We start from the raw sequence: 20,531 nt of genomic DNA, 5'->3' as shown, positions 1-20,531 counted from the left end.
GGAACCCATGACCCTGATCGCTTCTGACCACTTCCGCATCGTTGTCGGCCTCGGCAAGAGCGGCATGTCCCTGGTGCGTTTCCTCGCGCGCCAGGGCCTGCCGTTTGCCGTGGTCGACACGCGTGCCAACCCGCCGGAGCTGGCCACCTTGCGTGAGCAGTTCCCGCAGGTAGAAGTGCGTTGTGGCGAACTGGATGTGGAGTTCCTCTGCCGCGCCAGTGAGTTGCTGGTCAGCCCTGGTTTGGCCGTCGCCACTCCGGCGCTGCAGGCTGCTGCTGCGCGTGGCGTGAAGTTGTCAGGCGATATCGACCTGTTCGCCCGTTATGCCAAGGCGCCGATCGTTGCCATCACCGGCTCCAACGCCAAGAGCACCGTGACTACGCTGGTTGGCGAGATGGCGGCGGTGGCTGGTAAGAAGGTCGCGGTTGGCGGCAACCTGGGCACGCCGGCGCTGGACCTGCTCAGTGATGAGGTTGAGTTGTATGTGATTGAGTTGTCGAGTTTCCAGCTGGAAACCACCGACCAGCTCAATGCGCAAGTGGCGACCTGCCTGAATATCAGCGAAGACCACATGGACCGCTACGCCGATCTGCCGGCCTACCACCTGGCCAAGCACCGCATCTTCCGTGGTGCGCATCAGGTGGTGGTGAATCGCGATGACGCGTTGTCGCGGCCGTTGGTGGCTGATCAGTTGCCGTGCTGGTATTTCGGCCTGGGCAAGCCGGACTTCAAACGTTTTGGCTTGCTAGAGGACAGCGGTGAGAAGTCCTTGGCGTACCAGTTCGACGCGTTGCTGCCGGTGCGTGAGCTGAAAATACGTGGCGCACACAACCAGTCCAATGCCCTGGCTGCATTGGCGTTGGGCCATGCCGTGGGCCTGCCGTTTGCGCCAATGCTGGCTGCGCTTAAGCAGTTCGCCGGCTTGCCACACCGCTGCCAGTGGGTTGGCGAGCGCAATGCGGTGAATTACTACGACGACTCCAAAGCCACCAACGTTGGTGCTGCACTGGCGGCTATCGAAGGCTTGGGGGCGGATATCGCCGGCAAATTGCTGTTGGTTGCCGGTGGTGATGGCAAGGGCGCAGATTTCTCTGCGCTGAAAGCGCCGGTCGGCAAATTCTGCCGCGCTGTGCTGCTGCTTGGCCGCGATGCAGACCGGTTGGCTGACGCCTTGGGCGATGCTGCGCCGCTGATCCGTGTCAACACCCTGGAAGAGGCTGTGCAACGCGCCGCCGAATTGGCCGAGGCGGGTGATGCTGTGCTGCTGTCGCCGGCCTGCGCCAGCCTGGATATGTTCAAGAATTTTGAAGAGCGCGGCCGTTTGTTCGCTCAGGCAGTGGAGGGTTTGTGCTGATGATCCGTCACCTGCTCTCGGCGCCGTCGCCGCTGCATACCAAGCACGGTATTGATCTGGACTTCCCGCTGCTGGCAGGTTGTTTGGCGCTGCTGGGCCTGGGCCTGGTGATGATTGCTTCTGCCTCTTCGGAAGTGGCTGCGCTGCAATCAGGTAACCCGCTGTATCACATGATCCGTCATTTGATTTACCTGGCCATCGGCACGGGTGCTGCGCTGGTTACCCTGCTGGTGCCAATGGCGCTGTGGCAGCGTTACAGCGGCATGCTGCTGGTAATCGCGGTGGTGCTGCTGATTCTGGTGCTGCTGCCGGGTATTGGCCGCGAAATTAACGGCGCTAAACGCTGGATCGGCTTCGGCATCTTCAACCTGCAGCCGTCGGAGTTGGCCAAGCTGTTTAGTGTGATGTTTATTGCCGCCTACCTGGTGCGCCGCCAGGAAGAGGTACGCGAGAAGCTCACCGGTTTTATTAAGCCCATGTTGGTGCTGGGGCCCATCGCTGCGTTGTTGCTGGCTGAGCCCGACTTCGGTGCCACCGTGGTACTGGTCGGGGCGGCGATTGCCATGCTGTTCCTCGGTGGGGTCAATCTGGTGCGCTTTATTCCGCTAGCGGCCTGCGTGTTGGGGCTCGGCGTATTGGTGATGACCAGTCAGGCCTATCGTCTGGAGCGTTTGACCAACTTTGTTGACCCTTGGGCTGACCAATACGGTGCCGGCTACCAACTGAGCCAGGCGTTGATCGCGTTTGGCCGCGGTGAATGGTTTGGCGTCGGCTTGGGTAATAGCGTGCAGAAGCAGTTCTACCTGCCAGAAGCGCACACCGACTTCGTGTTTGCCGTGCTGGCCGAAGAGCTTGGCATGGTCGGTGCGTTGACCACGGTTGGCTTGTTTGTCTTCGTCAGCGTGCGCGCCCTGTATATCGGTTTGTGGGCCGAGAAAGCCAAGCAGTTCTTCTCCGCTTATGTGGCTTATGGCCTGGCCTTTTTGTGGATCGGCCAGGTGCTGATCAACATCGGCGTGAACGTCGGTTTGTTGCCGACCAAGGGTTTGACCCTGCCGTTCCTCAGTTACGGCGGCAGCTCGCTGGTGATCTGCTGCATCAGCCTGGCGTTGCTGTTACGTATTGAATGGGAGCGCCGCACACATCTAGGCAGTGAAGATGTTGATTTCAGCGAAGCCGATTTCTTCGATGGCCAACCCGCCGAGGAGGTTCGCCATGCGCGGTAATGTCTTGATCATGGCTGGCGGCACTGGCGGCCACGTGTTCCCGGCGCTGGCCTGTGCTCGTGAGTTCAAAGCGCGTGGTTACAGCGTGCATTGGCTGGGTACGCCGCGCGGTATCGAGAATGAATTGGTGCCGGCGGCGGGTTTGCCGCTGCATCTGATCGACGTCACCGGCCTGCGCGGCAAAGGCAAACTGTCACTGCTGAAAGCGCCATTCCAGTTGCTGAAAGCCTTGTTCCAGGCGCGCAAGGTGATGCGCGAGCTGCAGCCGGTGTGTGTGTTGGGTATGGGGGGGTATGTCACTGGGCCAGGCGGCCTGGCCGCGCGGCTGAACGGCGCGCCGCTGATCATCCACGAACAGAACGCTGTGGCCGGTACAGCCAACCGCAGCCTGGTGCCCTTCGCCAGTCGCGTGTGCGAAGCCTTCCCAAATACCTTCGGCAGCAGCGGCAAGCGTCGCACCACCGGCAATCCGGTGCGTGAAGAGCTGTTCCTGGAAACCCCGCGTGATTCGCTGCGCAATCGCCAGCCGCGTTTGCTGGTGCTCGGTGGCAGCCTAGGCGCCGAACCGCTGAATAAATTGCTGCCCGAAGCCCTCGCGCTGGTGGCTGCCGAGTTGCGCCCGGAAGTGTTCCATCAGGCCGGCAAGCAACATGACGAAATTACTGCTGAACGCTACCGCGCTGTTGGCGTCGAAGCGCAGGTCGCACCGTTTATAAAGGACATGGCGCGGGCCTATGCCTGGGCCGATCTGGTGGTCTGCCGCGCTGGCGCACTGACCGTTAGCGAGCTGGCTGCTGCAGGCCTGCCGGCATTTTTACTGCCGCTGCCGCATGCCATCGACGATCACCAGACGCGCAATGCCGATTATCTGGCCAGTGCCGGCGCTGCCGTACTGCTGCCACAACGCTCCACTGACGCCGCCAAGCTGGCCGCGCAGCTGACCGAGGTTTTGATGCACCCCGAACAACTTACTCAAATGGCCCAGACAGCTCGTCGTCTGGCCAAGCCCGATGCAACCTGCACGGTTGTCGATATTTGCCTGGAGGTGGCCCGTGGCTAAGTCTCCCGCTGCTGCTCGCTCGGAAATCCGCCGTATGCGGCGTATTCGCCGTATTCATTTTGTCGGCATCGGTGGCGCTGGCATGTGCGGCATCGCCGAGGTGTTGCTCAATCTCGGCTACGAAGTATCCGGCTCCGATTTGAAAACATCGGCCGTAACCGAGCGCCTGGAAAGCTTCGGTGCACAGATTTTCATTGGTCACCGCGCTGAAAATGCCGAGCTGGCCGATGTGCTGGTGGTGTCCAGCGCGATCAACACCAGCAACCCGGAAGTGGCTACCGCTCTGGAGCGTCGTATTCCAGTAGTGCCACGCGCCGAGATGCTCGCTGAGCTGATGCGCTATCGCCACGGCATCGCTGTTGCCGGTACCCACGGCAAAACCACTACCACCAGCTTGCTGGCCTCGGTGTTCGCTGCTGGCGGCCTGGACCCGACGTTCGTTATCGGTGGCCGGCTGAATGCTGCTGGCACCAACGCGCAGCTGGGCAGCAGTCGTTACCTGATCGCCGAAGCCGATGAGAGTGACGCCAGCTTTTTGCACCTGCAGCCGATGGTCTCGGTGGTTACCAATATCGACATGGACCACATGAGCACCTATGGCGGTGACTTCAATAAGCTGAAAAAAACCTTCATCGAGTTCCTCCACAACCTGCCGTTCTATGGCCTGGCGGTGATGTGCGTGGATGACCCGATCGTGCGTGAGATTCTGCCGCAGGTGGCCCGTCCGACCGTGACCTATGGCTTCGATGAAGGTGCCGATGTACGCGCGATCAATGTGCGTCAGCAGGGTATGCAAACCTTCTTCACCGTGCTGCGCCGTGACCGCGAACCGCTGGATGTATCGGTCAACATGCCGGGCAACCACAACGTATTGAACGCCCTGGCCACCATCGCTATCGCCAGCGATGAAGGCATCAGCGATGAAGCCATTCTTCAGGGACTGTCGGGCTTTCAGGGCGTGGGCCGACGCTTCCAGGTGTATGGCGAGCTGCCCGTAGAGGGCGGCACGGTGATGTTGGTCGACGATTACGGCCATCACCCGCGTGAAGTTGCCGCCGTAATCAAGGCTGTGCGTGGCGGTTGGCCTGAGCGCCGTTTGGTCATGGTTTACCAGCCGCATCGCTTCAGCCGTACCCGCGATTTGTATGACGATTTCGTTCAGGTGCTGGGGGACGCCCAGGTGCTGTTGTTGATGGAGGTCTATCCGGCCGGTGAAGCACCGATTCCGGGGGCTGACAGCCGCAACCTATGCCACAGCATCCGTCAGCGCGGCCAGCTTGACCCGATCTACATCGAACGCGGCGTGGACCTTGCGCCCATCGTCAAGCCGCTGCTGCGCGCTGGCGACATTCTGCTTTGCCAAGGTGCTGGTGATATCGGTGGCCTGGCTCCGCAATTGTTGCAAAGCCCTTTGTTCGCCACAGCCGGCGGCGAGTCGTCAGGGGAGTCAAAATGAGTGCCGATAGCTTGAAATCTCAGTATCCGGTCAGCGCCTTCGGGCGTGTCGCTGTGCTGTTTGGCGGTAAGAGCGCTGAGCGCGAGGTTTCGCTGAAGTCCGGTAATGCCGTGCTGCAAGCGCTGCTGGCTGCTGGCGTGGATGCTTTCGGTATCGATGCCGGCGATGACCTGCTGCAGCGTCTGACTGCTGAGAAAATCGATCGTGCCTTTATCGTCCTGCATGGCCGTGGTGGTGAAGATGGCTCGATGCAGGGGCTGCTCGAGTGTGCCGGTATTCCTTACACCGGCAGCGGCATCCTGGCATCGGCCCTGGCAATGGACAAGCTGCGCACCAAGCGTGTGTGGCTGAGCCTCGGCCTGCCGACGCCTAATCACGCTGCCTTGGCCTGCGAAGCAGATTGCCATGCGGCGGCTACCGAGCTGGGCTTCCCGTTGTTCGTCAAGCCGGCCCACGAAGGGTCGAGCATTGGCATGGCTAAGGTCAACGATGTCGCTGCCCTGATCGCCGCCTGGAAGGATGCCAGTCGTTACGACTCGCAGGTGCTGGTCGAGCAGATGATCGCCGGTCCGGAATTCACCATCGCCATGCTGCGTGGCCAAGTGCTGCCGCCGATTGCCCTAGGCACGCCACACAGTTTCTACGACTACGACGCCAAGTACCTGGCCAATGACACCCAGTACCGGATTCCCTGCGGACTCTCGGCAGAGAAGGAAGCCGAGTTGAAAGACCTCACAGCACGTGCCTGCGAAGCGGTCGGTACTCAGGGCTGGGCTCGCGCCGACGTGATGCAAGATGCCGACGGCCAGTTCTGGCTGCTGGAAGTTAATACCGTGCCAGGCATGACCGACCACAGTTTGGTGCCGATGGCGGCCCGCGCTGCCGGCCTGGATTTCCAGCAACTGGTGTTGGCGATTCTTGCCGACAGCCTTGAGGCACGGGGTTAACTCATGGTCGCCACGTTGCGTCATCAGCCAGGTTCTTCCCGCGCCCCCGTGCGCGGCAAGCCTGCGCAGCGCGGCGCAAGCCGTTTGGTGGCGAAGGAGCCGATCAGTCTGCGGGTGAGCCTGCCGAAAGCCCGTCTGACCTGGCTGGGGACTTGGTTTAAGCGCCTGACCTGGCCGTTGCTGTTGCTCGGTCTTGGCTACGGCACGTATGAGCTGTCGTTACGCGCATTGCCCTATGCCGATCAGCCGATTGCCAAGATCAGCGTGGAGGGCGATCTGAGCTACATCAATCAGCAAGCGGTGCAGCAGCGCATTGCGCCCTACGCCTCGGCAAGCTTCTTCAGCGTCGACCTGCTGAGCCTACGCCGTGAGCTGGAGCAGATGCCGTGGATCGCCAGCGCGCAAGTGCGCCGCGTGTGGCCGGATCAGTTGGTGGTGCGCTTGGAAGAACAACTGCCAATTGCCCGCTGGGGTGATGAAGCCTTGTTGAACAACCAGGGCGAGGCGTTCGCGCCGCAGGAAGTGACTAATTATCAGCACTTGCCGCAGCTTTACGGTCCTAAGCGTGCGCAGCAGCAAGTGATGCAGCAATACCAGGTGCTCAGCCAGATGCTGCGGCCAGTGGGGTTTTCTATCGCGCGCTTGGAGTTGCGTGAGCGCGGCAGCTGGTTTCTGTCTACCGGGCAGGGCATCGAACTGCTGTTGGGGCGAGACCATTTAGTAGAGAAGATGCGGCGTTTCACGGCTATTTACGAAAAGACCTTGAAAGAGCAGCAAGCGAATATCGCGCGAATCGATCTGCGTTATGCCAACGGCCTCGCTGTGGCATGGCGTGAGCCGGTTGCGCCCACGGCGGCTGAAACCGCTGTCGTGCAGTGAATTAGGAGATGACAAGAGCCATGGCAAGCGTGCAGAGCGGAAAAATGATCGTCGGCCTCGACATCGGCACCTCGAAAGTGGTGGCGTTGGTCGGCGAGGTGAATGCGGACGGCCAGCTGGAAATCGTTGGTATTGGTACTCATCCGTCGCGCGGCCTGAAGAAGGGGGTGGTGGTGAATATCGAGTCGACCGTGCAGTCGATTCAGCGCGCTGTTGAAGAAGCGCAGCTGATGGCCGGCTGCCGTATTCACTCGGCTTTCGTCGGTGTCGCCGGTAACCATATCCGCAGCCTCAACAGCCACGGCATCGTTGCGATCCGTGATCGCGAAGTCAGCCCTGCCGACCTGGAGCGTGTCCTCGACGCTGCCCAGGCTGTGGCCATTCCGGCTGATCAGCGGGTACTGCACACGCTGCCGCAGGATTACGTGATCGATAACCAAGAAGGCGTGCGTGAGCCGCTGGGCATGTCCGGCGTACGCCTGGAAGCCAAGGTGCACGTGGTGACCTGCGCGGTGAATGCTGCGCAGAACATCGAGAAGTGCGTGCGTCGCTGCGGTCTGGAAGTCGACGACATTATTCTTGAGCAGTTGGCCTCGGCGTATGCAGTGCTGACTGACGATGAAAAAGAGCTGGGCGTCTGCCTAGTCGATATCGGTGGCGGCACCACGGATATCTGCATCTTCACCGAAGGCGCGATTCGCCACACGGCGGTGATCCCAATTGCTGGCGATCAGGTCACAAATGACATCGCCATGGCCCTGCGCACGCCAACTCAGTATGCCGAAGAGATCAAGATTCGTTATGCTTGCGCGCTTGCCAAACTGGCCGGCGCTGGCGAAACCATCAAGGTGCCGAGCGTCGGTGATCGTCCGCCGCGCGATTTGTCGCGACAGTCCCTGGCAGAAGTGGTTGAGCCACGTTATGACGAGCTGTTCACCCTGATTCAGGCTGAGCTGCGGCGCAGTGGTTATGAGGATTTGATCCCGGCCGGGATCGTCCTTACTGGCGGTACAGCGAAGATGGAAGGAGCCGTCGAGCTGGCCGAGGAAATTTTTCATATGCCGGTACGCCTGGGGATGCCTCAGGGTGTCAAAGGATTGGCCGACGTTGTGCGTAACCCCATCTATTCCACGGGTGTAGGCCTGTTGCTGTACGGACTGCAGAAGCAGGCCGACGGCATCTCCATGTCTGCACTTGGCAGTTTCAACGATGAACCCAAACAACCTGTTCTGGAACGGCTTAAACGCTGGGTTCAGGGCAATTTCTGATTTTGCAGTAGGCGTTACAACTAGAAAGTAAAGGAGAGGGAAAATGTTTGAACTCGTAGACAGCGCTCCAGCAAGTGCAGTTATCAAGGTCATCGGTGTGGGTGGCGGCGGCGGTAATGCTGTTAATCACATGGCGAAAAACAACATTGAAGGCGTTGAATTCATCTGCGCCAACACGGATGCACAAGCACTGAAAAACATTGGTGCACGTACTGTTCTGCAGCTAGGCACTGCAGTGACCAAAGGTCTCGGTGCGGGCGCTAACCCAGAAGTTGGCCGTCAGGCTGCGATGGAAGACCGCGAGCGTATCGCTGAAGTGCTGCAGGGCACTGATATGGTCTTTATCACCACCGGCATGGGCGGCGGTACCGGTACTGGTGCTGCGCCTGTTATTGCTCAGGTGGCCAAGGAAATGGGCATCCTCACCGTTGCAGTAGTGACTCGTCCGTTCCCGTTTGAAGGCAAGAAGCGCATGCTGATCGCCGAAGAAGGCATTCGTGCCCTGTCGGAAAGCGTCGACTCGCTGATCACCATCCCCAACGAAAAACTGCTGACCATCCTTGGTAAAGACGCCAGCTTGCTGTCGGCTTTCGCTAAGGCTGACGATGTACTGGCTGGTGCCGTGCGCGGTATCTCCGACATCATCAAGCGTCCAGGCATGATCAACGTCGACTTCGCTGACGTGAAAACCGTGATGAGCGAAATGGGCATGGCGATGATGGGCACTGGCTGCGCCAGCGGTCCGAACCGTGCTCGTGAAGCGACCGAAGCAGCGATTCGCAATCCGCTGCTGGAAGATGTCAACCTGCAAGGCGCGCGCGGCATTTTGGTGAACATCACCGCTGGTCCTGACTTGTCGCTGGGTGAGTACTCTGATGTGGGTAACATCATTGAGCAGTTCGCATCCGAACATGCCACCGTTAAGGTCGGCACCGTGATCGACCCGGATATGCGCGACGAGCTGCATGTCACTGTGGTTGCCACCGGTCTGGGGGCGCGTATCGAGAAGCCGGTCAAGGTTATCGACAATACTGTGCAGGTTTCTGCCAGCACTGGCAGTAACGCAGCAGCTCCGGCGCGCGGCGAGCATAGCGTTAACTATAAAGACTACGAGCGTCCTACCGTTCAGCGTCAAAGCCACGGCGGCGCAGCCACAGCTGCGAAGATGAACCCGCAGGATGACCTGGATTATCTGGATATCCCAGCCTTCCTGCGTCGTCAGGCTGATTGATGAAATGTATCAGGAGCATTGGGGCGATTGGTGTTCAGCAAAGGCCGGTTCTGCTATTATCGCCGGCCATTGTTGAAAACAATTCGCAACTAGCGCTATAGCGGCCAAAGCCATGATCAGACAACGCACCCTGAAGAACATTATCCGCGCCACTGGCGTCGGCCTGCATTCCGGGGAGAAGGTATACCTGACCCTGAAGCCGGCACCCGTGGACACCGGTATCGTGTTCCGTCGTACCGACCTGGACCCTGTCGTGGAAATTCCCGCGCGTGCAGGTAATGTCGGTGAAACCACAATGTCGACCACACTGGTCAATGGTGATGTCAAGGTGGATACGGTAGAGCACCTGCTTTCGGCCATGGCTGGCCTGGGCATCGATAACGCCTACGTCGAGCTCTCCGCGTCCGAAGTGCCGATCATGGATGGCAGTGCGGGCCCCTTTGTATTCCTGATTCAATCTGCTGGTCTGCAAGAGCAGGATGCCCACAAGCAGTTCATCCGTATCCTTCGTGAAGTGACAGTTGAAGAGGGCGACAAGCGTGCCACCTTCGTGCCTTTCGAAGGGTTCAAGGTGACCTTCGAGATCGATTTCGATCATCCGGTGTTCCGCAATCGTACCCAGTCGGCCAGCGTTGACTTCTCTAGCACCTCTTTTGTTAAGGAAGTCAGTCGCGCCCGTACCTTTGGTTTTATGCGTGATATCGAGTTCCTGCGTTCACAGAACCTGGCGCTCGGCGGCAGCGTAGATAACGCCATCGTGGTGGATGAGTTCCGCGTGTTGAATGAAGACGGCCTGCGTTACGAGGACGAGTTCGTTAAACACAAGATTCTCGATGCCATTGGCGACCTCTACCTGCTGGGTAACAGCCTGATTGGCGAGTTCAAGGGTTTCAAATCGGGGCATGCGTTGAATAATCGCCTGCTGCGCACCCTGATCGAACAACCTGATGCATGGGAAGTTGTCACCTTTGATGACCCCAACACTGCGCCGATCTCTTATATGCGTCCGGTTGCGGCCGTATAACGCAATACCCTCCTTTTTTGCTTTTAAGGGCCGCCTTTGGGTGGCCTTTTTTTATCAGCAAGAATTGATTGGAGTGGGGGTGTTTGCCCGGAGTGGGTATTGGCTAGTCGGTCTTGCGGTGATTAGCCAAGCGCTCAAGGGCGGCGCGCAGCTTGGGGTCGCTAATGCCTTCGGCAGTTGCCTGGATGTTCTCTGAGGCACTGTCGGAGAGGCTGATTGTGCGACTCGCTACACGGCTTTCGACGGTTGGAGGTTGCACCTTGAACAGGATCTTCGTTAAGGTCGCGAATTGCTCAAGTGCCTGTAGTTGTTTTAGCAAACGCTTCTGTTGATAGCGTAGGCGGGTGGCCCAGTGGCCATCGGTGATTATCAGCAGCAGGCAGCCCTCGCGCCATGAAGCCACATGGCAGTGTTCGCGGGCCGCAGGTTGTAGCTGGCTTTCCACTAAGTGCTGTAGACGATCAATGCGTTGTGCTTGATTGAACAGTGCTTTCAGGGGTTTCGCTTCGCGCAGTAGCGCGGCGGGAGCTTTGGCCGGCAAAGGACGAAAAGACATGGCAGGACGCCTGAAAAAGTGAAGCCGCCATGGTAGCAGAATCGCTGCCTCCGGCTGATGCTTCACCACTAAGGGAAGGCCATGCATATTATTTTACTTAGCCGGCATCATGGTGCTGCGCGATCCCTCAGTCTGGACCTGCGCTGGTTGCTGCTGGCGGTTATGTTGCTGCTCGCTGTTGCGCTTGCTGGTGGCGTGGCTGTAGGTGCCTGGTGGGCTCCGGCGACTGTGGCAGTGCGCGACGACGCGCAACTCAATCAGGTTTTGGACCAACAGCGTGCCGAGGTGGGTGAGGTGCGGCGCGACGCCCAGCGTCAGTTGGATGCCTTTGCCGTGCATGTCGCGGAACTACAAGCTCGTCTAATTCGTCTGGATGCCCTGGGTGCACGCCTGACCGAGCTGGCAGATCTGGATTCCAGCGAATTTGATTTCTCTCTTAATGTTGGTCAGGGCGGTGCTGAGGATGCTCTCGGTGACGCTGCCTATGCGCCGCCGCCGTTTATGGATGCGCTGGATCAATTAAGCCTGCGCCTGGACAGTCGTGAGCAGCAGCTCGAAGTGCTTGAGCAGCTTATTGGCGAGCGTCAGTTGAGTGAGGCTGAATACCTCTCCGGTATGCCGGTGCGTCACGGCTATATGTCTTCACCTTTCGGTCGTCGTGTGCATCCGCTGACTGGGCGCAATACGCTGCATAAAGGCGCCGACTTTGCCGCTAAACCTGGTAGTGATGTGGTGGCTGTAGCGGCCGGCGTGGTGAGTTTTTCCGGAGATCGCACTGGTTATGGGCATGTTGTAGAGATCAGTCATGCCGACGGCTATACCACGCTGTATGCGCACAATCAGAGCAATGTGGTGCAGATCGGTGATCTGGTGCAGCGTGGCCAGACCATTGCCCGGGTAGGGCGCAGTGGGCGCGCCACTGGCTACCATGTGCACTTTGAAGTCAGCAAGAATGGTCGGGTAGTCAATCCGGCCAGCTACATCGCCCGAGTTGCTGGCGTAGAATAACGCCGCTTTCCTCTGTTGCGTTTCCGGGTAGAATGCCCCCTTCGCACGCAGCCATAAGGCTGCATGGGCTGCTGTTCAGTTGCCCTCAATCCATACGTCTGGAAGATCCTGTCGATATGTTTGCGCCTTTGTTGAAGAAACTTTTTGGAAGCAAGAACGAGCGTGAAGTCAAACGCATGCTCAAGGCGGTTCAAGCCGTCAATGCCTTCGAGGAGCAGATGCTTGCCCTTTCCGATGAGCAACTGCGCGCCAAGACGGAGGCATTCAAAGCCCGTCTGGCCAAAGGTGAAACACTCGATCAGTTGCTGCCTGAGGCCTTCGCTGTGGCCCGTGAAGCGGGCAAGCGGGTCATGGGTATGCGTCACTTCGATGTGCAGTTGATCGGTGGCATGACCTTGCACGAAGGCAAGATTGCCGAGATGCGTACCGGTGAAGGTAAGACCCTGGTAGCGACCTTGGCCGTTTACCTCAATGCACTGTCCGGCAAGGGCGTGCATGTGGTCACGGTCAACGACTACCTGGCTCGCCGTGACGCCAACTGGATGCGTCCGCTGTATGAGTTTCTCGGCCTGAGCGTTGGTATTGTCACCCCGTTTATGCCGCCCGACGAGAAGCGTGAAGCGTACGCTGCCGATATTACCTACGGCACCAACAATGAATTCGGTTTCGATTACCTGCGCGACAACATGGCCTTCAGCCTGGACGAAAAATTCCAGCGAGAGCTGAATTTCGCCGTGATCGACGAAGTTGACTCCATTCTCATTGACGAAGCGCGCACCCCGCTGATCATCTCCGGCCAGGCCGAAGACAGCTCGCGTCTCTACATCGAAATCAACAAGCTGATCCCGCGCCTCAAGCTGCATATCGAGGAAGAAGAGGGCGTTGTCACTCAAGAAGGCCACTACAAGGTCGACGAGAAGGCGCGTCAGGTCGAGCTGAATGAAGCCGGCCACCAGTATGTTGAGGAAATGCTCACCGAGGTTGGCCTGTTGGCTGAAGGCGAGAGCCTGTACTCGGCGCACAACTTGGGTCTACTGACCCACGTTTACTCGGGCTTGCGTGCGCACAAATTGTTCCATCGCAACGTCGAGTACATCGTTCAGAAGGATCAGGTGCTGCTGGTCGATGAGCACACCGGGCGCACCATGCCGGGCCGCCGCCTCTCCGAAGGCCTGCATCAGGCGATCGAAGCTAAAGAAGGCTTGCCGATTCAGGCCGAGAGCCAAACCCTGGCCTCAACCACTTTCCAGAACTACTTCCGTCTGTATACCAAGCTGTCGGGTATGACCGGTACTGCGGATACTGAAGCGTTTGAGTTCCATCAGATTTACGGTCTGGCGGTGATCGTCATCCCGACCAACCGTGCTCTGGCGCGTAAAGACTTCAACGACCTGGTCTACCTGACTGCGGACGAGAAGTACGCTGCCATCGTTACCGATATCAAGGAAAGCATGGCGCTGGGGCGTCCAGTGTTGGTCGGTACGGCCACCATCGAAACCTCCGAGCACATGTCCACGCTGCTCAATCAGGAAGGTATCGAGCACAAGGTGCTCAACGCCAAATTCCACGAGAAAGAAGCGGAGATCATTGCTCAGGCCGGTCGTCCGGGGGCGTTAACCATTGCCACCAACATGGCAGGTCGTGGTACTGACATCCTACTGGGCGGCAACTGGGAAGTTGAAGTGGCCAACCTGGAAAACGCCACGCCTGAGCAGATCGCGCAGATCAAGGCCGATTGGCAGAAGCGTCACCAGCAGGTTATTGAAGCGGGTGGTCTGCATGTGATTGCCTCTGAGCGTCACGAATCGCGCCGTATCGACAACCAGTTGCGTGGTCGTTCCGGTCGCCAGGGTGATCCAGGTTCTAGCCGTTTCTACCTGTCGCTCGAAGACAGCTTGATGCGTATTTTTGCCTCTGACCGGGTGAAGAACTTCATGAAGGCGCTGGGCATGCAGTCCGGTGAGGCCATCGAGCACCGCATGGTCAGCAATGCCATCGAGAAGGCTCAGCGCAAAGTTGAAGGGCGCAACTTCGACATGCGTAAGCAACTGCTGGAGTTCGATGACGTAGCCAATGAGCAGCGCAAGGTGATCTATCACATGCGCAACACGCTGCTGGCTGCGGATAACATCGGCGAGACCATTGCTGAGTTCCGCCAGGAAGTGCTGGATCACACCATCAATCAGCATATTGCGCCGCAGTCGCTGCCTGAACAGTGGGATATCGCTGGCCTGGAAGAGGCGCTGTACAGCAGCTTTAACCTGCGCTTGCCGATCCAGCAGTGGCTCGACGATGACCACAAACTGTACGAAGAGACCCTGCGGGCACGCATTCTTGAAGAGCTGATCACGGCCTACAACGAGAAAGAAAGCGAGGCTAGCGCCGAAGCGCTGCGTACGTTTGAGAAGCAGATCCTGCTGCGCGTCCTCGACGATCTGTGGAAAGACCATCTGTCGACCATGGATCACCTGCGTCACGGTATTCACCTGCGCGGTTATGCGCAGAAAAATCCTAAGCAGGAATACAAGCGCGAGTCCTTCACCCTGTTCCAGGAACTATTGGATTCAATCAAGCGCGACACCATTCGTGTGCTGTCGCATGTGCAGGTTCGTCGTGAAGACCCAGCCGAAGAAGAGGCGCGCCTGCGCCGTGAAGCTGAAGCCATGGCTGAACGCATGCAATTCCAGCACGCAGAGGCCTCGGCCCTGCTGCCAGAAGCAATTGAAGAAGAAGGTGATCTAGCGGTTGCTGTTGCGCCGGTGCGCAGCGAGCCGAAGATCGGCCGCAATGAGCCGTGCCCATGTGGCTCGGGTAAGAAGTACAAGCACTGCCACGGTCAGGTTAACTAAGCCGCTGTCTGGGTTTGCTAGCGATGTTGCGTCTCTAGCTGGCAATCCAGAACAGGTTCTAAGCCTACTGTGTAGAGCGGGTTGAGCCGACAGTGAAGTTGGCTATGCTTGGCCTGCTTGATTAACGCCGCGAACGGTCTGACCGCTCGCGGCGTTTTACCATCGCAATCAGAGACGGTGCACCATGAGCGCCCTCTCTTATGTTCTACCACCTCAAGGAGTGTTCTCTATGGCTGTTGGTCTTGGCCCGTTGTCTACCCTGCACCCGGTTCCTGGCTTTGAATTGGGCATCGCTTCGGCGGGCATCAAGCGTCCGGGGCGCAAGGATGTGGTAGTCATGCGATGTGCTGATGGCTCCAGCGTAGCGGGCGTGTTCACCCTCAATGCGTTCTGTGCTGCGCCGGTGATTCTGGCCAAGAAGCGGGTGCTGGGTAACGTGCGTTACCTGCTGACCAACACTGGCAATGCCAACGCCGGCACGGGTGAGCCGGGCCTGCAGAATGCCGCGCGCACCTGCGCGGCCCTGGCGCAATTGGCCGGTGTCGATGAAAGCGCCGTGCTGCCGTTCTCCACTGGGGTTATCGGCGAGCCGCTGCCGGTGGAGAAGATTGAAGGCGCGCTGCAGGCTGCTCTGGATAACCTCGGTGAAGGCAATTGGGCCGAAGCTGCCACAGGCATCATGACCACCGACACTCTGCCCAAGGGCGCGAGCCGCCAGTTTGTTCACGATGGCGTTACCGTCACTGTGACCGGCATTTCCAAAGGCGCGGGGATGATCAAGCCGAATATGGCGACCATGCTCGGCTATATCGCGACCGATGCGAAAGTGTCCCAGGCTGTGCTGCAGGATCTATTGCGCGATGCGGCGAACAAATCGTTCAACCGCATCACCATTGATGGCGACACGTCGACCAACGATTGCTGCATGTTGATCGCCACTGGCAAGGCAGCCTTGCCGGAAATCACTCAGGCCAGTGGTGACCTGTTTGCCAAGCTCAAGGACGCGGTGTTCGGCGTGTGCATGGAGGTGGCGCAGGCCATCGTGCGCGACGGTGAAGGCGCGACCAAATTCGTCACTGTGCAGGTCAATGGCGGGGCGACCCATCAGGAATGCCTAGACGTTGGTTATGCCGTGGCGCATTCGCCGTTGATCAAAACGGCACTGTTTGCCTCTGACCCTAACTGGGGGCGCATCCTCGCTGCCGTTGGCCGGGCCGGCGTGGCGCAGTTGGATGTCAGCCTGATCGATGTGTTCCTCGGTGACGTCTGCATCGCCAGCCGCGGTTGCCGTGCTGCCAGCTACACCGAGGAGCAGGGCTCAGCGGTGATGGCTGAGGCGGAAATCACCATTCGCATCGAGCTAGGCCGTGGTACTTGCAGTGAGACGATCTGGACCACTGACCTGTCCCATGAGTACGTGAAGATCAACGCCGAATACCGCACCTGATCATTGCCGTGCCTGCTGTTTAATTCCCGCATTCCCGTTGTTCATGCCCCCATGAACAACGGGAATTTGCTATTGCGGGGGTCGCCTCTTAAGGTCGTTTGACCTTCCCGCAACGAGCGCAGCCCATGTCCCTAACTCTGATCATCGGTGACAAAACCTATTCGTCCTGGTCGCTAAGGGCAGCGCTGGCACTGGAGTTGACCGGCGCGCCTTATACCGAGCAGTTGATTGCACTGAACCGACCCGATACCCGCGCGCAGATTTTGCAGTACTCGCCGACCGGCAAGGTGCCGCTGCTGATCAGCAACGATGGCGCTATCTGGGACTCGCTGGCGATTGGTGAATACCTGGCGGAGTGCTTCCCCGCTGCGCAGCTGTGGCCGCAGGCGCGGGATGCTCGGGCGTTGGCGCGCAGTGCTTGCGCTGAGATGCACAGCGGTTTTGTGGCGCTGCGCAGCCATCTGCCGATGGACCTCAAGCGCAATCAGGCATTAGCCGAGATACCGGCTGATGCCATGGCGGATATTCAGCGCATCTGTGCGTTGTGGGCTGAGTGTCGGCAGCGCTTTGCTCAGGATGGTGCATTTCTGTTTGGTCAGGCCAGCCTGGCGGATGCCTACTTTGCCCCGGTTGCGGCGCGTCTGCGCAGTTATCAGGTTGTGCTGTCGGCTGAGGCCGCTGCTTATGTCGAAACTATTTATCAATGGCCAGCGTTCCAGCGCTGGTATCAGGCCGCTCAGGAGGAACATCTGGCGTGAAGCGTATTCATGTAGCCGCTGCCGTTATTCGCAGCGTTGACGGGCAGATCCTGCTCGCCAAGCGTTCCGACGATAAACATCAGGGCGGCCTTTGGGAGTTTCCCGGTGGCAAGGTCGAGGCCGGTGAAACAGTGCAGGCGGCCTTGGCCCGTGAGCTGGAAGAAGAGCTGGGCATTCGTCCCAGCGTTGCGCGACCGTTGATTCAGATACGCCACGACTACCCGGACAAACAGGTGTTGCTGGATGTCTGGGACGTTTGCGCCTATACCGGCGAGCCCCACGGTGCCGAAGGCCAGCCTCTGGCTTGGGTCAGCCCTCGGCAGTTGGATGACTATGCGTTTCCCGCTGCCAATAAGCCGATTGTGATGGCGGCACGGTTGCCGGATCGCTACCTGATTACCCCGCAAGATCTGACGCCTAGTGAATTGTTGAGCGGTGTACGGCAGGCCCTGGCCAACGGCATTCGTCTGATCCAGTTGCGCGCGCCGGGCATGTTTGACGCCCAATACCGCGACCTGGCAATCGATATTCAGGGATTGTGTGCCGGCAAGGCGCAACTGATGTTAAAGGGGCCGCTGGAGTGGTTGGGCGATTTCCCTGCTGCGGGCTGGCACCTGACGGCGGAGCAGTTGCGTAAGTACGTCGAGCATGGCCGGCCATTTCCGTCGTCGCGCCTGCTTGCTGCCTCTTGTCACAGTGTTGAAGAGTTGCAACTGGCGACGCGCATGGGCGTGGACTTCGTGACGGTGTCGCCGGTGCAGGCCACCCAGACCCATCCCGATGCCGTTCCGCTCGGTTGGCCGCAGGTAGCCGGGTGGCTGCAAGGCTTCAATCAGCCGGCCTATGTGCTGGGTGGTGTTGGCCCTGATGACCTTGAACAAGCCAGGCAGGCGGGCGCCCAGGGTGTGGCGGGCATCCGCGCGTTCTGGCCGGTGTAACGGCGACTTGATCCTGGCGCACAGCGTTGCGCTATAGTTAGCGCCCCTAAATGGTGCGTGTGGGTGTGTGGTCGGTGAGTACGTTCCAAGATTGGTTGCGGGCGTTCTGGCCTGTGGCAATGCCGGTGAAACGCAGCGAACAGGCGTTGAGTTGTTTGGGTGCCTGCCTCGGCCTGCTGTTCACCGCCTGGCTGTGCAGCTACACGCAGGGGATAGACAACCCCTGGCTGATCGCGCCAATGGGGGCTTCCGCTGTACTGCTGTTCGCCGTGCCCGCCAGTCCTCTGGCCCAGCCTTGGTCGATCCTTGGCGGCAATACCATCAGTGCTTTGGTCGGCGTCGCCTGTGCTGCCTGGCTAGGGCATGGTGCCGCTGTCGCGGCCCTGGCTGGTGGCCTGGCGATTGCTGCGATGTTCTCTCTGCGCTGCTTGCATCCACCTGGCGGTGCCGTGGCCCTTACGGCTGTGCTGGCGGGGGAGGACATCGCCCATCTGGGCTTTCATTTTGCGTTGTATCCGGTGGCACTCAACTCGTTGGGCCTGCTGCTGATTGCTTTGTTCTTCAACAATGCCCTGCGCCGCCGCTATCCCCATCGTCCGACAGAGCACGCCAATATTCACGGCACCCGTGACGCCATCCCGCGCGATCGCCTGGGTTTCACTCCCGAAGACTTGGATGCTGTGCTGGAGGCTCGTGGCGAACTGTTGGACATCAGCCGCGATGACCTCGAGGAAATCCTTCAGCAGACCGAGTTGCGGGCGTACCGCCGGCGTTTCGGAGAAATCCTCTGCGCCGACATCATGTCCCGCGACGTGCTGTATATCGATCCCGGTGCCAGCGTGCAGGCCGCTCTGCAACTGCTCCGCGAGCATCGGTTGGGGGCATTACCGGTTGTCGATGTGGGGCATGAGTTGCAGGGCATGCTTGACCTGCATGACCTGCTGGCTGTTGATCCGGTCGTCCCCACCTCTGTGCGCAGCCTAATGCGCCGTCAGGTCGCCTGTTGTCGTGCAGACTGGCCAATTACCTACCTGGTCGATACGTTATCCAGCGGGCTTGAGCACAAGGTGCCTGTGCTTGATGAGCACCGGCGGCTACTCGGTATCGTCACCCAGTCAGACTTGGTGGCGGCGCTGTTCCGGGTGTCACTGGAGCGTTATCCCGGCGCATCGAGTTCGGCACCAGGGCTGCGCCCAGTCCAGCCACCAGCAGATTGCTGAGGGTTTGTTGCAGATGGGCTTTCAGGCGGATTGGCGGGTGAGTGAAGCAGTGCTCAAGGCAGCACGTGAACAGTACGCTTTGCAAGGCCAGGCAGCGCAAATGGCGTGGCAGGTGGCTAGAGCGGCAATGCCTATGCGCGTGCTGCCTTCGCTCAACGCGCTCTGAAAGGTTGCACCTGCACCGCCGGCCATAGGCAGGTTCTTGGCAGCAGGATGGCGTAGCGTAACTGGCGAAAATCGATCATTGATTCTTTTTCGGTAAGAGTGTTTATCTCAAATAGAGTTAGACGGTACCTATTGTCAGCCTCTACGCTTACCGACCTTTTGTGATCGTGAACTGAGTGTGTGATGGCCTCCGTTTTCAATGTCATTCTGCCAATCTTTGCTCTGATCCTGGCCGGCTACCTATGCCGGCGGTTCGGCATCCTCGGGCCAAACGCCGCGTCGGAAATCAACCGTATGGTGGTTTGGCTATGCCTGCCAGCCTTGCTGTTCAAGGCCACGGCTACGGCGGCCTGGGAACAAATCTGGCAACCGCAATTTATTCTGGTTTACAGCATTGCCACGTTGCTGGTCTTTGTGGCGACGCTGCTGTGGCGTTTGCGCCATACCGGTAACCTGGCAGATGCCAGTATCCAGGGGCTCAGCGCCTCCTATGCCAATACCGGCTATATGGGCATCCCCTTGTGTCTGTTGGTGCTGGGGGAGGCCGGGTTGCAACCGGCTCTGGTTGCCACGCTGATTGTGGTCTGTGTGTTGTTTGCCCTGGCAGTGGTGTGTATCGAAGTTGCTTTGCAGGGTGAGAAAAACCTGCTCCGGGCTGTGGTTAAAGTGCTGCTGGCCCTGGCGAAAAATCCATTAGTGGTATCGCCGCTGCTCGGTGGGTTTTGGGCGGCAGGCGGGCAGACCTTAGCGGTGCCGGTCGAGCAGTTCTTAACATTGCTGGCGAGTGCCACTGCGCCCAGTGCCCTGATCTCGCTGGGGCTGTTTCTCGCGCATAAACAGGTGGGGCGAGGAGAGGGCAGTGTTGCGCTGGTGTTGATCAAGCTGATCGTGCATCCGCTAATCACTTGGATTCTGGCCTTTCACGTGTTCAGTTTGCCGCCGCTTTGGGCATCTGCCGCCTTATTGATGAGTGCTTTGCCAACGGGCACGGGGCCGTTCATGCTCGCCGAGTTTTATCGGCGTGAGGCGACTGTGGTCTCTCATACGATTCTCTTTTCGACCCTTGGCTCACTACTGAGCTTGTCGCTATGCCTGTACCTGATTGGCAGCGCTGGCTAGGCCGGCTTTGACGGGCCGCCTGTGGC

17 protein-coding genes are annotated in these 20,531 nt (G+C 59.1%); 16 read left to right on the top strand and 1 reads right to left on the bottom strand.

The window, feature by feature from the left end:
• Positions 1-7 precede the first annotated feature (7 nt).
• The 9 genes from murD to lpxC all read left to right on the top strand — a co-directional run bounded on the left by murD (position 8) and on the right by lpxC (position 10,445).
• Positions 8-1,354, top strand: a complete 1,347-nt coding sequence (gene murD / locus VCA57_RS10595) for a UDP-N-acetylmuramoyl-L-alanine--D-glutamate ligase (RefSeq protein WP_411184983.1) — start codon at positions 8-10, stop codon at positions 1,352-1,354.
• The gene (gene ftsW / locus VCA57_RS10590; RefSeq protein WP_411185023.1) at positions 1,354-2,580 is read left to right on the top strand and encodes a putative lipid II flippase FtsW; all 1,227 of its coding nucleotides are present in this window, start codon (positions 1,354-1,356) and stop codon (positions 2,578-2,580) included. The genes murD and ftsW overlap by 1 nt, the downstream gene beginning before the upstream one ends.
• Complete coding sequence (gene murG, locus VCA57_RS10585; RefSeq protein ID WP_411184982.1) at positions 2,570-3,640, top strand: undecaprenyldiphospho-muramoylpentapeptide beta-N-acetylglucosaminyltransferase; 1,071 nt, start codon at positions 2,570-2,572, stop codon at positions 3,638-3,640. Before ftsW ends, murG begins: the two co-directional genes overlap by 11 nt.
• 34 nt (positions 3,641-3,674) lie before the next feature.
• The gene (murC, locus tag VCA57_RS10580; RefSeq protein ID WP_411185022.1) at positions 3,675-5,096 is read left to right on the top strand and encodes a UDP-N-acetylmuramate--L-alanine ligase; all 1,422 of its coding nucleotides are present in this window, start codon (positions 3,675-3,677) and stop codon (positions 5,094-5,096) included.
• A complete protein-coding gene (locus VCA57_RS10575) occupies positions 5,093-6,043 on the top strand; it encodes a D-alanine--D-alanine ligase (protein WP_411184981.1) in 951 nt (316 codons plus the stop codon). Before murC ends, VCA57_RS10575 begins: the two co-directional genes overlap by 4 nt.
• A 3-nt stretch (positions 6,044-6,046) precedes the next feature.
• On the top strand, positions 6,047-6,922 hold the full coding sequence (locus VCA57_RS10570; protein WP_411184980.1) for a cell division protein FtsQ/DivIB: 876 nt from the start codon (positions 6,047-6,049) through the stop codon (positions 6,920-6,922).
• A gap of 20 nt (positions 6,923-6,942) precedes the next feature.
• A complete protein-coding gene (gene ftsA, locus VCA57_RS10565; RefSeq protein ID WP_411184979.1) occupies positions 6,943-8,190 on the top strand; it encodes a cell division protein FtsA in 1,248 nt (415 codons plus the stop codon).
• A 43-nt stretch (positions 8,191-8,233) separates the two neighbouring features.
• On the top strand, positions 8,234-9,421 hold the full coding sequence (ftsZ, locus tag VCA57_RS10560) for a cell division protein FtsZ (RefSeq protein WP_411184978.1): 1,188 nt from the start codon (positions 8,234-8,236) through the stop codon (positions 9,419-9,421).
• A 112-nt stretch (positions 9,422-9,533) separates the two neighbouring features.
• On the top strand, positions 9,534-10,445 hold the full coding sequence (lpxC, locus tag VCA57_RS10555; RefSeq protein WP_090249100.1) for a UDP-3-O-acyl-N-acetylglucosamine deacetylase: 912 nt from the start codon (positions 9,534-9,536) through the stop codon (positions 10,443-10,445).
• Positions 10,446-10,548: 103 nt separating this feature from the next.
• On the opposite strand, the gene VCA57_RS10550 is transcribed toward lpxC, so the two are convergent.
• The gene (locus VCA57_RS10550; protein ID WP_411184977.1) at positions 10,549-11,001 is read right to left on the bottom strand and encodes a DUF721 domain-containing protein; all 453 of its coding nucleotides are present in this window, start codon (positions 10,999-11,001) and stop codon (positions 10,549-10,551) included.
• Between the two features lie 81 nt (positions 11,002-11,082).
• On the opposite strand from VCA57_RS10550, the gene VCA57_RS10545 reads away from it, so the two are divergent.
• The 7 genes from VCA57_RS10545 to VCA57_RS10515 all read left to right on the top strand — a co-directional run bounded on the left by VCA57_RS10545 (position 11,083) and on the right by VCA57_RS10515 (position 20,505).
• A complete protein-coding gene (locus tag VCA57_RS10545; protein WP_411184976.1) occupies positions 11,083-12,009 on the top strand; it encodes a M23 family metallopeptidase in 927 nt (308 codons plus the stop codon).
• Positions 12,010-12,125: 116 nt separating this feature from the next.
• Entirely contained in the window at positions 12,126-14,858 is a 2,733-nt protein-coding gene (secA, locus tag VCA57_RS10540; RefSeq protein ID WP_411184975.1) for a preprotein translocase subunit SecA, read from the top strand.
• A 229-nt stretch (positions 14,859-15,087) separates the two neighbouring features.
• Entirely contained in the window at positions 15,088-16,305 is a 1,218-nt protein-coding gene (gene argJ, locus VCA57_RS10535) for a bifunctional glutamate N-acetyltransferase/amino-acid acetyltransferase ArgJ (RefSeq protein WP_411184974.1), read from the top strand.
• A gap of 125 nt (positions 16,306-16,430) precedes the next feature.
• Positions 16,431-17,063: a glutathione S-transferase family protein gene (locus VCA57_RS10530; RefSeq protein WP_411184973.1), complete on the top strand. Its 633-nt coding sequence runs from the start codon at positions 16,431-16,433 to the stop codon at positions 17,061-17,063.
• On the top strand, positions 17,060-18,001 hold the full coding sequence (locus VCA57_RS10525; RefSeq protein WP_411184972.1) for a Nudix family hydrolase: 942 nt from the start codon (positions 17,060-17,062) through the stop codon (positions 17,999-18,001). Before VCA57_RS10530 ends, VCA57_RS10525 begins: the two co-directional genes overlap by 4 nt.
• Positions 18,002-18,075: 74 nt before the next feature.
• Positions 18,076-19,221 (top strand): HPP family protein, encoded by a 1,146-nt coding sequence (locus VCA57_RS10520; RefSeq protein WP_411184970.1) that lies wholly within the window; start codon positions 18,076-18,078, stop codon positions 19,219-19,221.
• A gap of 348 nt (positions 19,222-19,569) precedes the next feature.
• Positions 19,570-20,505, top strand: a complete 936-nt coding sequence (locus tag VCA57_RS10515) for an AEC family transporter (protein WP_411184969.1) — start codon at positions 19,570-19,572, stop codon at positions 20,503-20,505.
• Positions 20,506-20,531 lie beyond the last annotated feature (26 nt).

This window comes from Pseudomonas sp., assembly GCF_046581935.1.
Lineage (GTDB): Bacteria > Pseudomonadota > Gammaproteobacteria > Pseudomonadales > Pseudomonadaceae > Aquipseudomonas.
Note: the sequence above shows the minus strand (reverse complement) of the source record. Positions and strands in the feature narration are given on the sequence as shown.

Excerpts from the sequence above, each read along its gene's own strand:
- VCA57_RS10530 (WP_411184973.1), top strand. The coding sequence starts at position 16,431 with ATGTCCCTAACTCTGATCATCGGTGACAAAACCTATTCGTCCTGGTCG.
- secA (WP_411184975.1), top strand. The coding sequence starts at position 12,126 with ATGTTTGCGCCTTTGTTGAAGAAACTTTTTGGAAGCAAGAACGAGCGT.
- murC (WP_411185022.1), top strand. The coding sequence starts at position 3,675 with ATGCGGCGTATTCGCCGTATTCATTTTGTCGGCATCGGTGGCGCTGGC.
- VCA57_RS10545 (WP_411184976.1), top strand. The coding sequence starts at position 11,083 with ATGCATATTATTTTACTTAGCCGGCATCATGGTGCTGCGCGATCCCTC.
- murD (WP_411184983.1), top strand. The coding sequence starts at position 8 with ATGACCCTGATCGCTTCTGACCACTTCCGCATCGTTGTCGGCCTCGGC.
- VCA57_RS10550 (WP_411184977.1), bottom strand. The coding sequence starts at position 11,001 with ATGTCTTTTCGTCCTTTGCCGGCCAAAGCTCCCGCCGCGCTACTGCGC.
- ftsA (WP_411184979.1), top strand. The coding sequence starts at position 6,943 with ATGGCAAGCGTGCAGAGCGGAAAAATGATCGTCGGCCTCGACATCGGC.
- murG (WP_411184982.1), top strand. The coding sequence starts at position 2,570 with ATGCGCGGTAATGTCTTGATCATGGCTGGCGGCACTGGCGGCCACGTG.
- VCA57_RS10515 (WP_411184969.1), top strand. The coding sequence starts at position 19,570 with ATGGCCTCCGTTTTCAATGTCATTCTGCCAATCTTTGCTCTGATCCTG.
- VCA57_RS10575 (WP_411184981.1), top strand. The coding sequence starts at position 5,093 with ATGAGTGCCGATAGCTTGAAATCTCAGTATCCGGTCAGCGCCTTCGGG.
- lpxC (WP_090249100.1), top strand. The coding sequence starts at position 9,534 with ATGATCAGACAACGCACCCTGAAGAACATTATCCGCGCCACTGGCGTC.
- VCA57_RS10570 (WP_411184980.1), top strand. The coding sequence starts at position 6,047 with ATGGTCGCCACGTTGCGTCATCAGCCAGGTTCTTCCCGCGCCCCCGTG.
- ftsW (WP_411185023.1), top strand. The coding sequence starts at position 1,354 with ATGATCCGTCACCTGCTCTCGGCGCCGTCGCCGCTGCATACCAAGCAC.
- argJ (WP_411184974.1), top strand. The coding sequence starts at position 15,088 with ATGGCTGTTGGTCTTGGCCCGTTGTCTACCCTGCACCCGGTTCCTGGC.
- ftsZ (WP_411184978.1), top strand. The coding sequence starts at position 8,234 with ATGTTTGAACTCGTAGACAGCGCTCCAGCAAGTGCAGTTATCAAGGTC.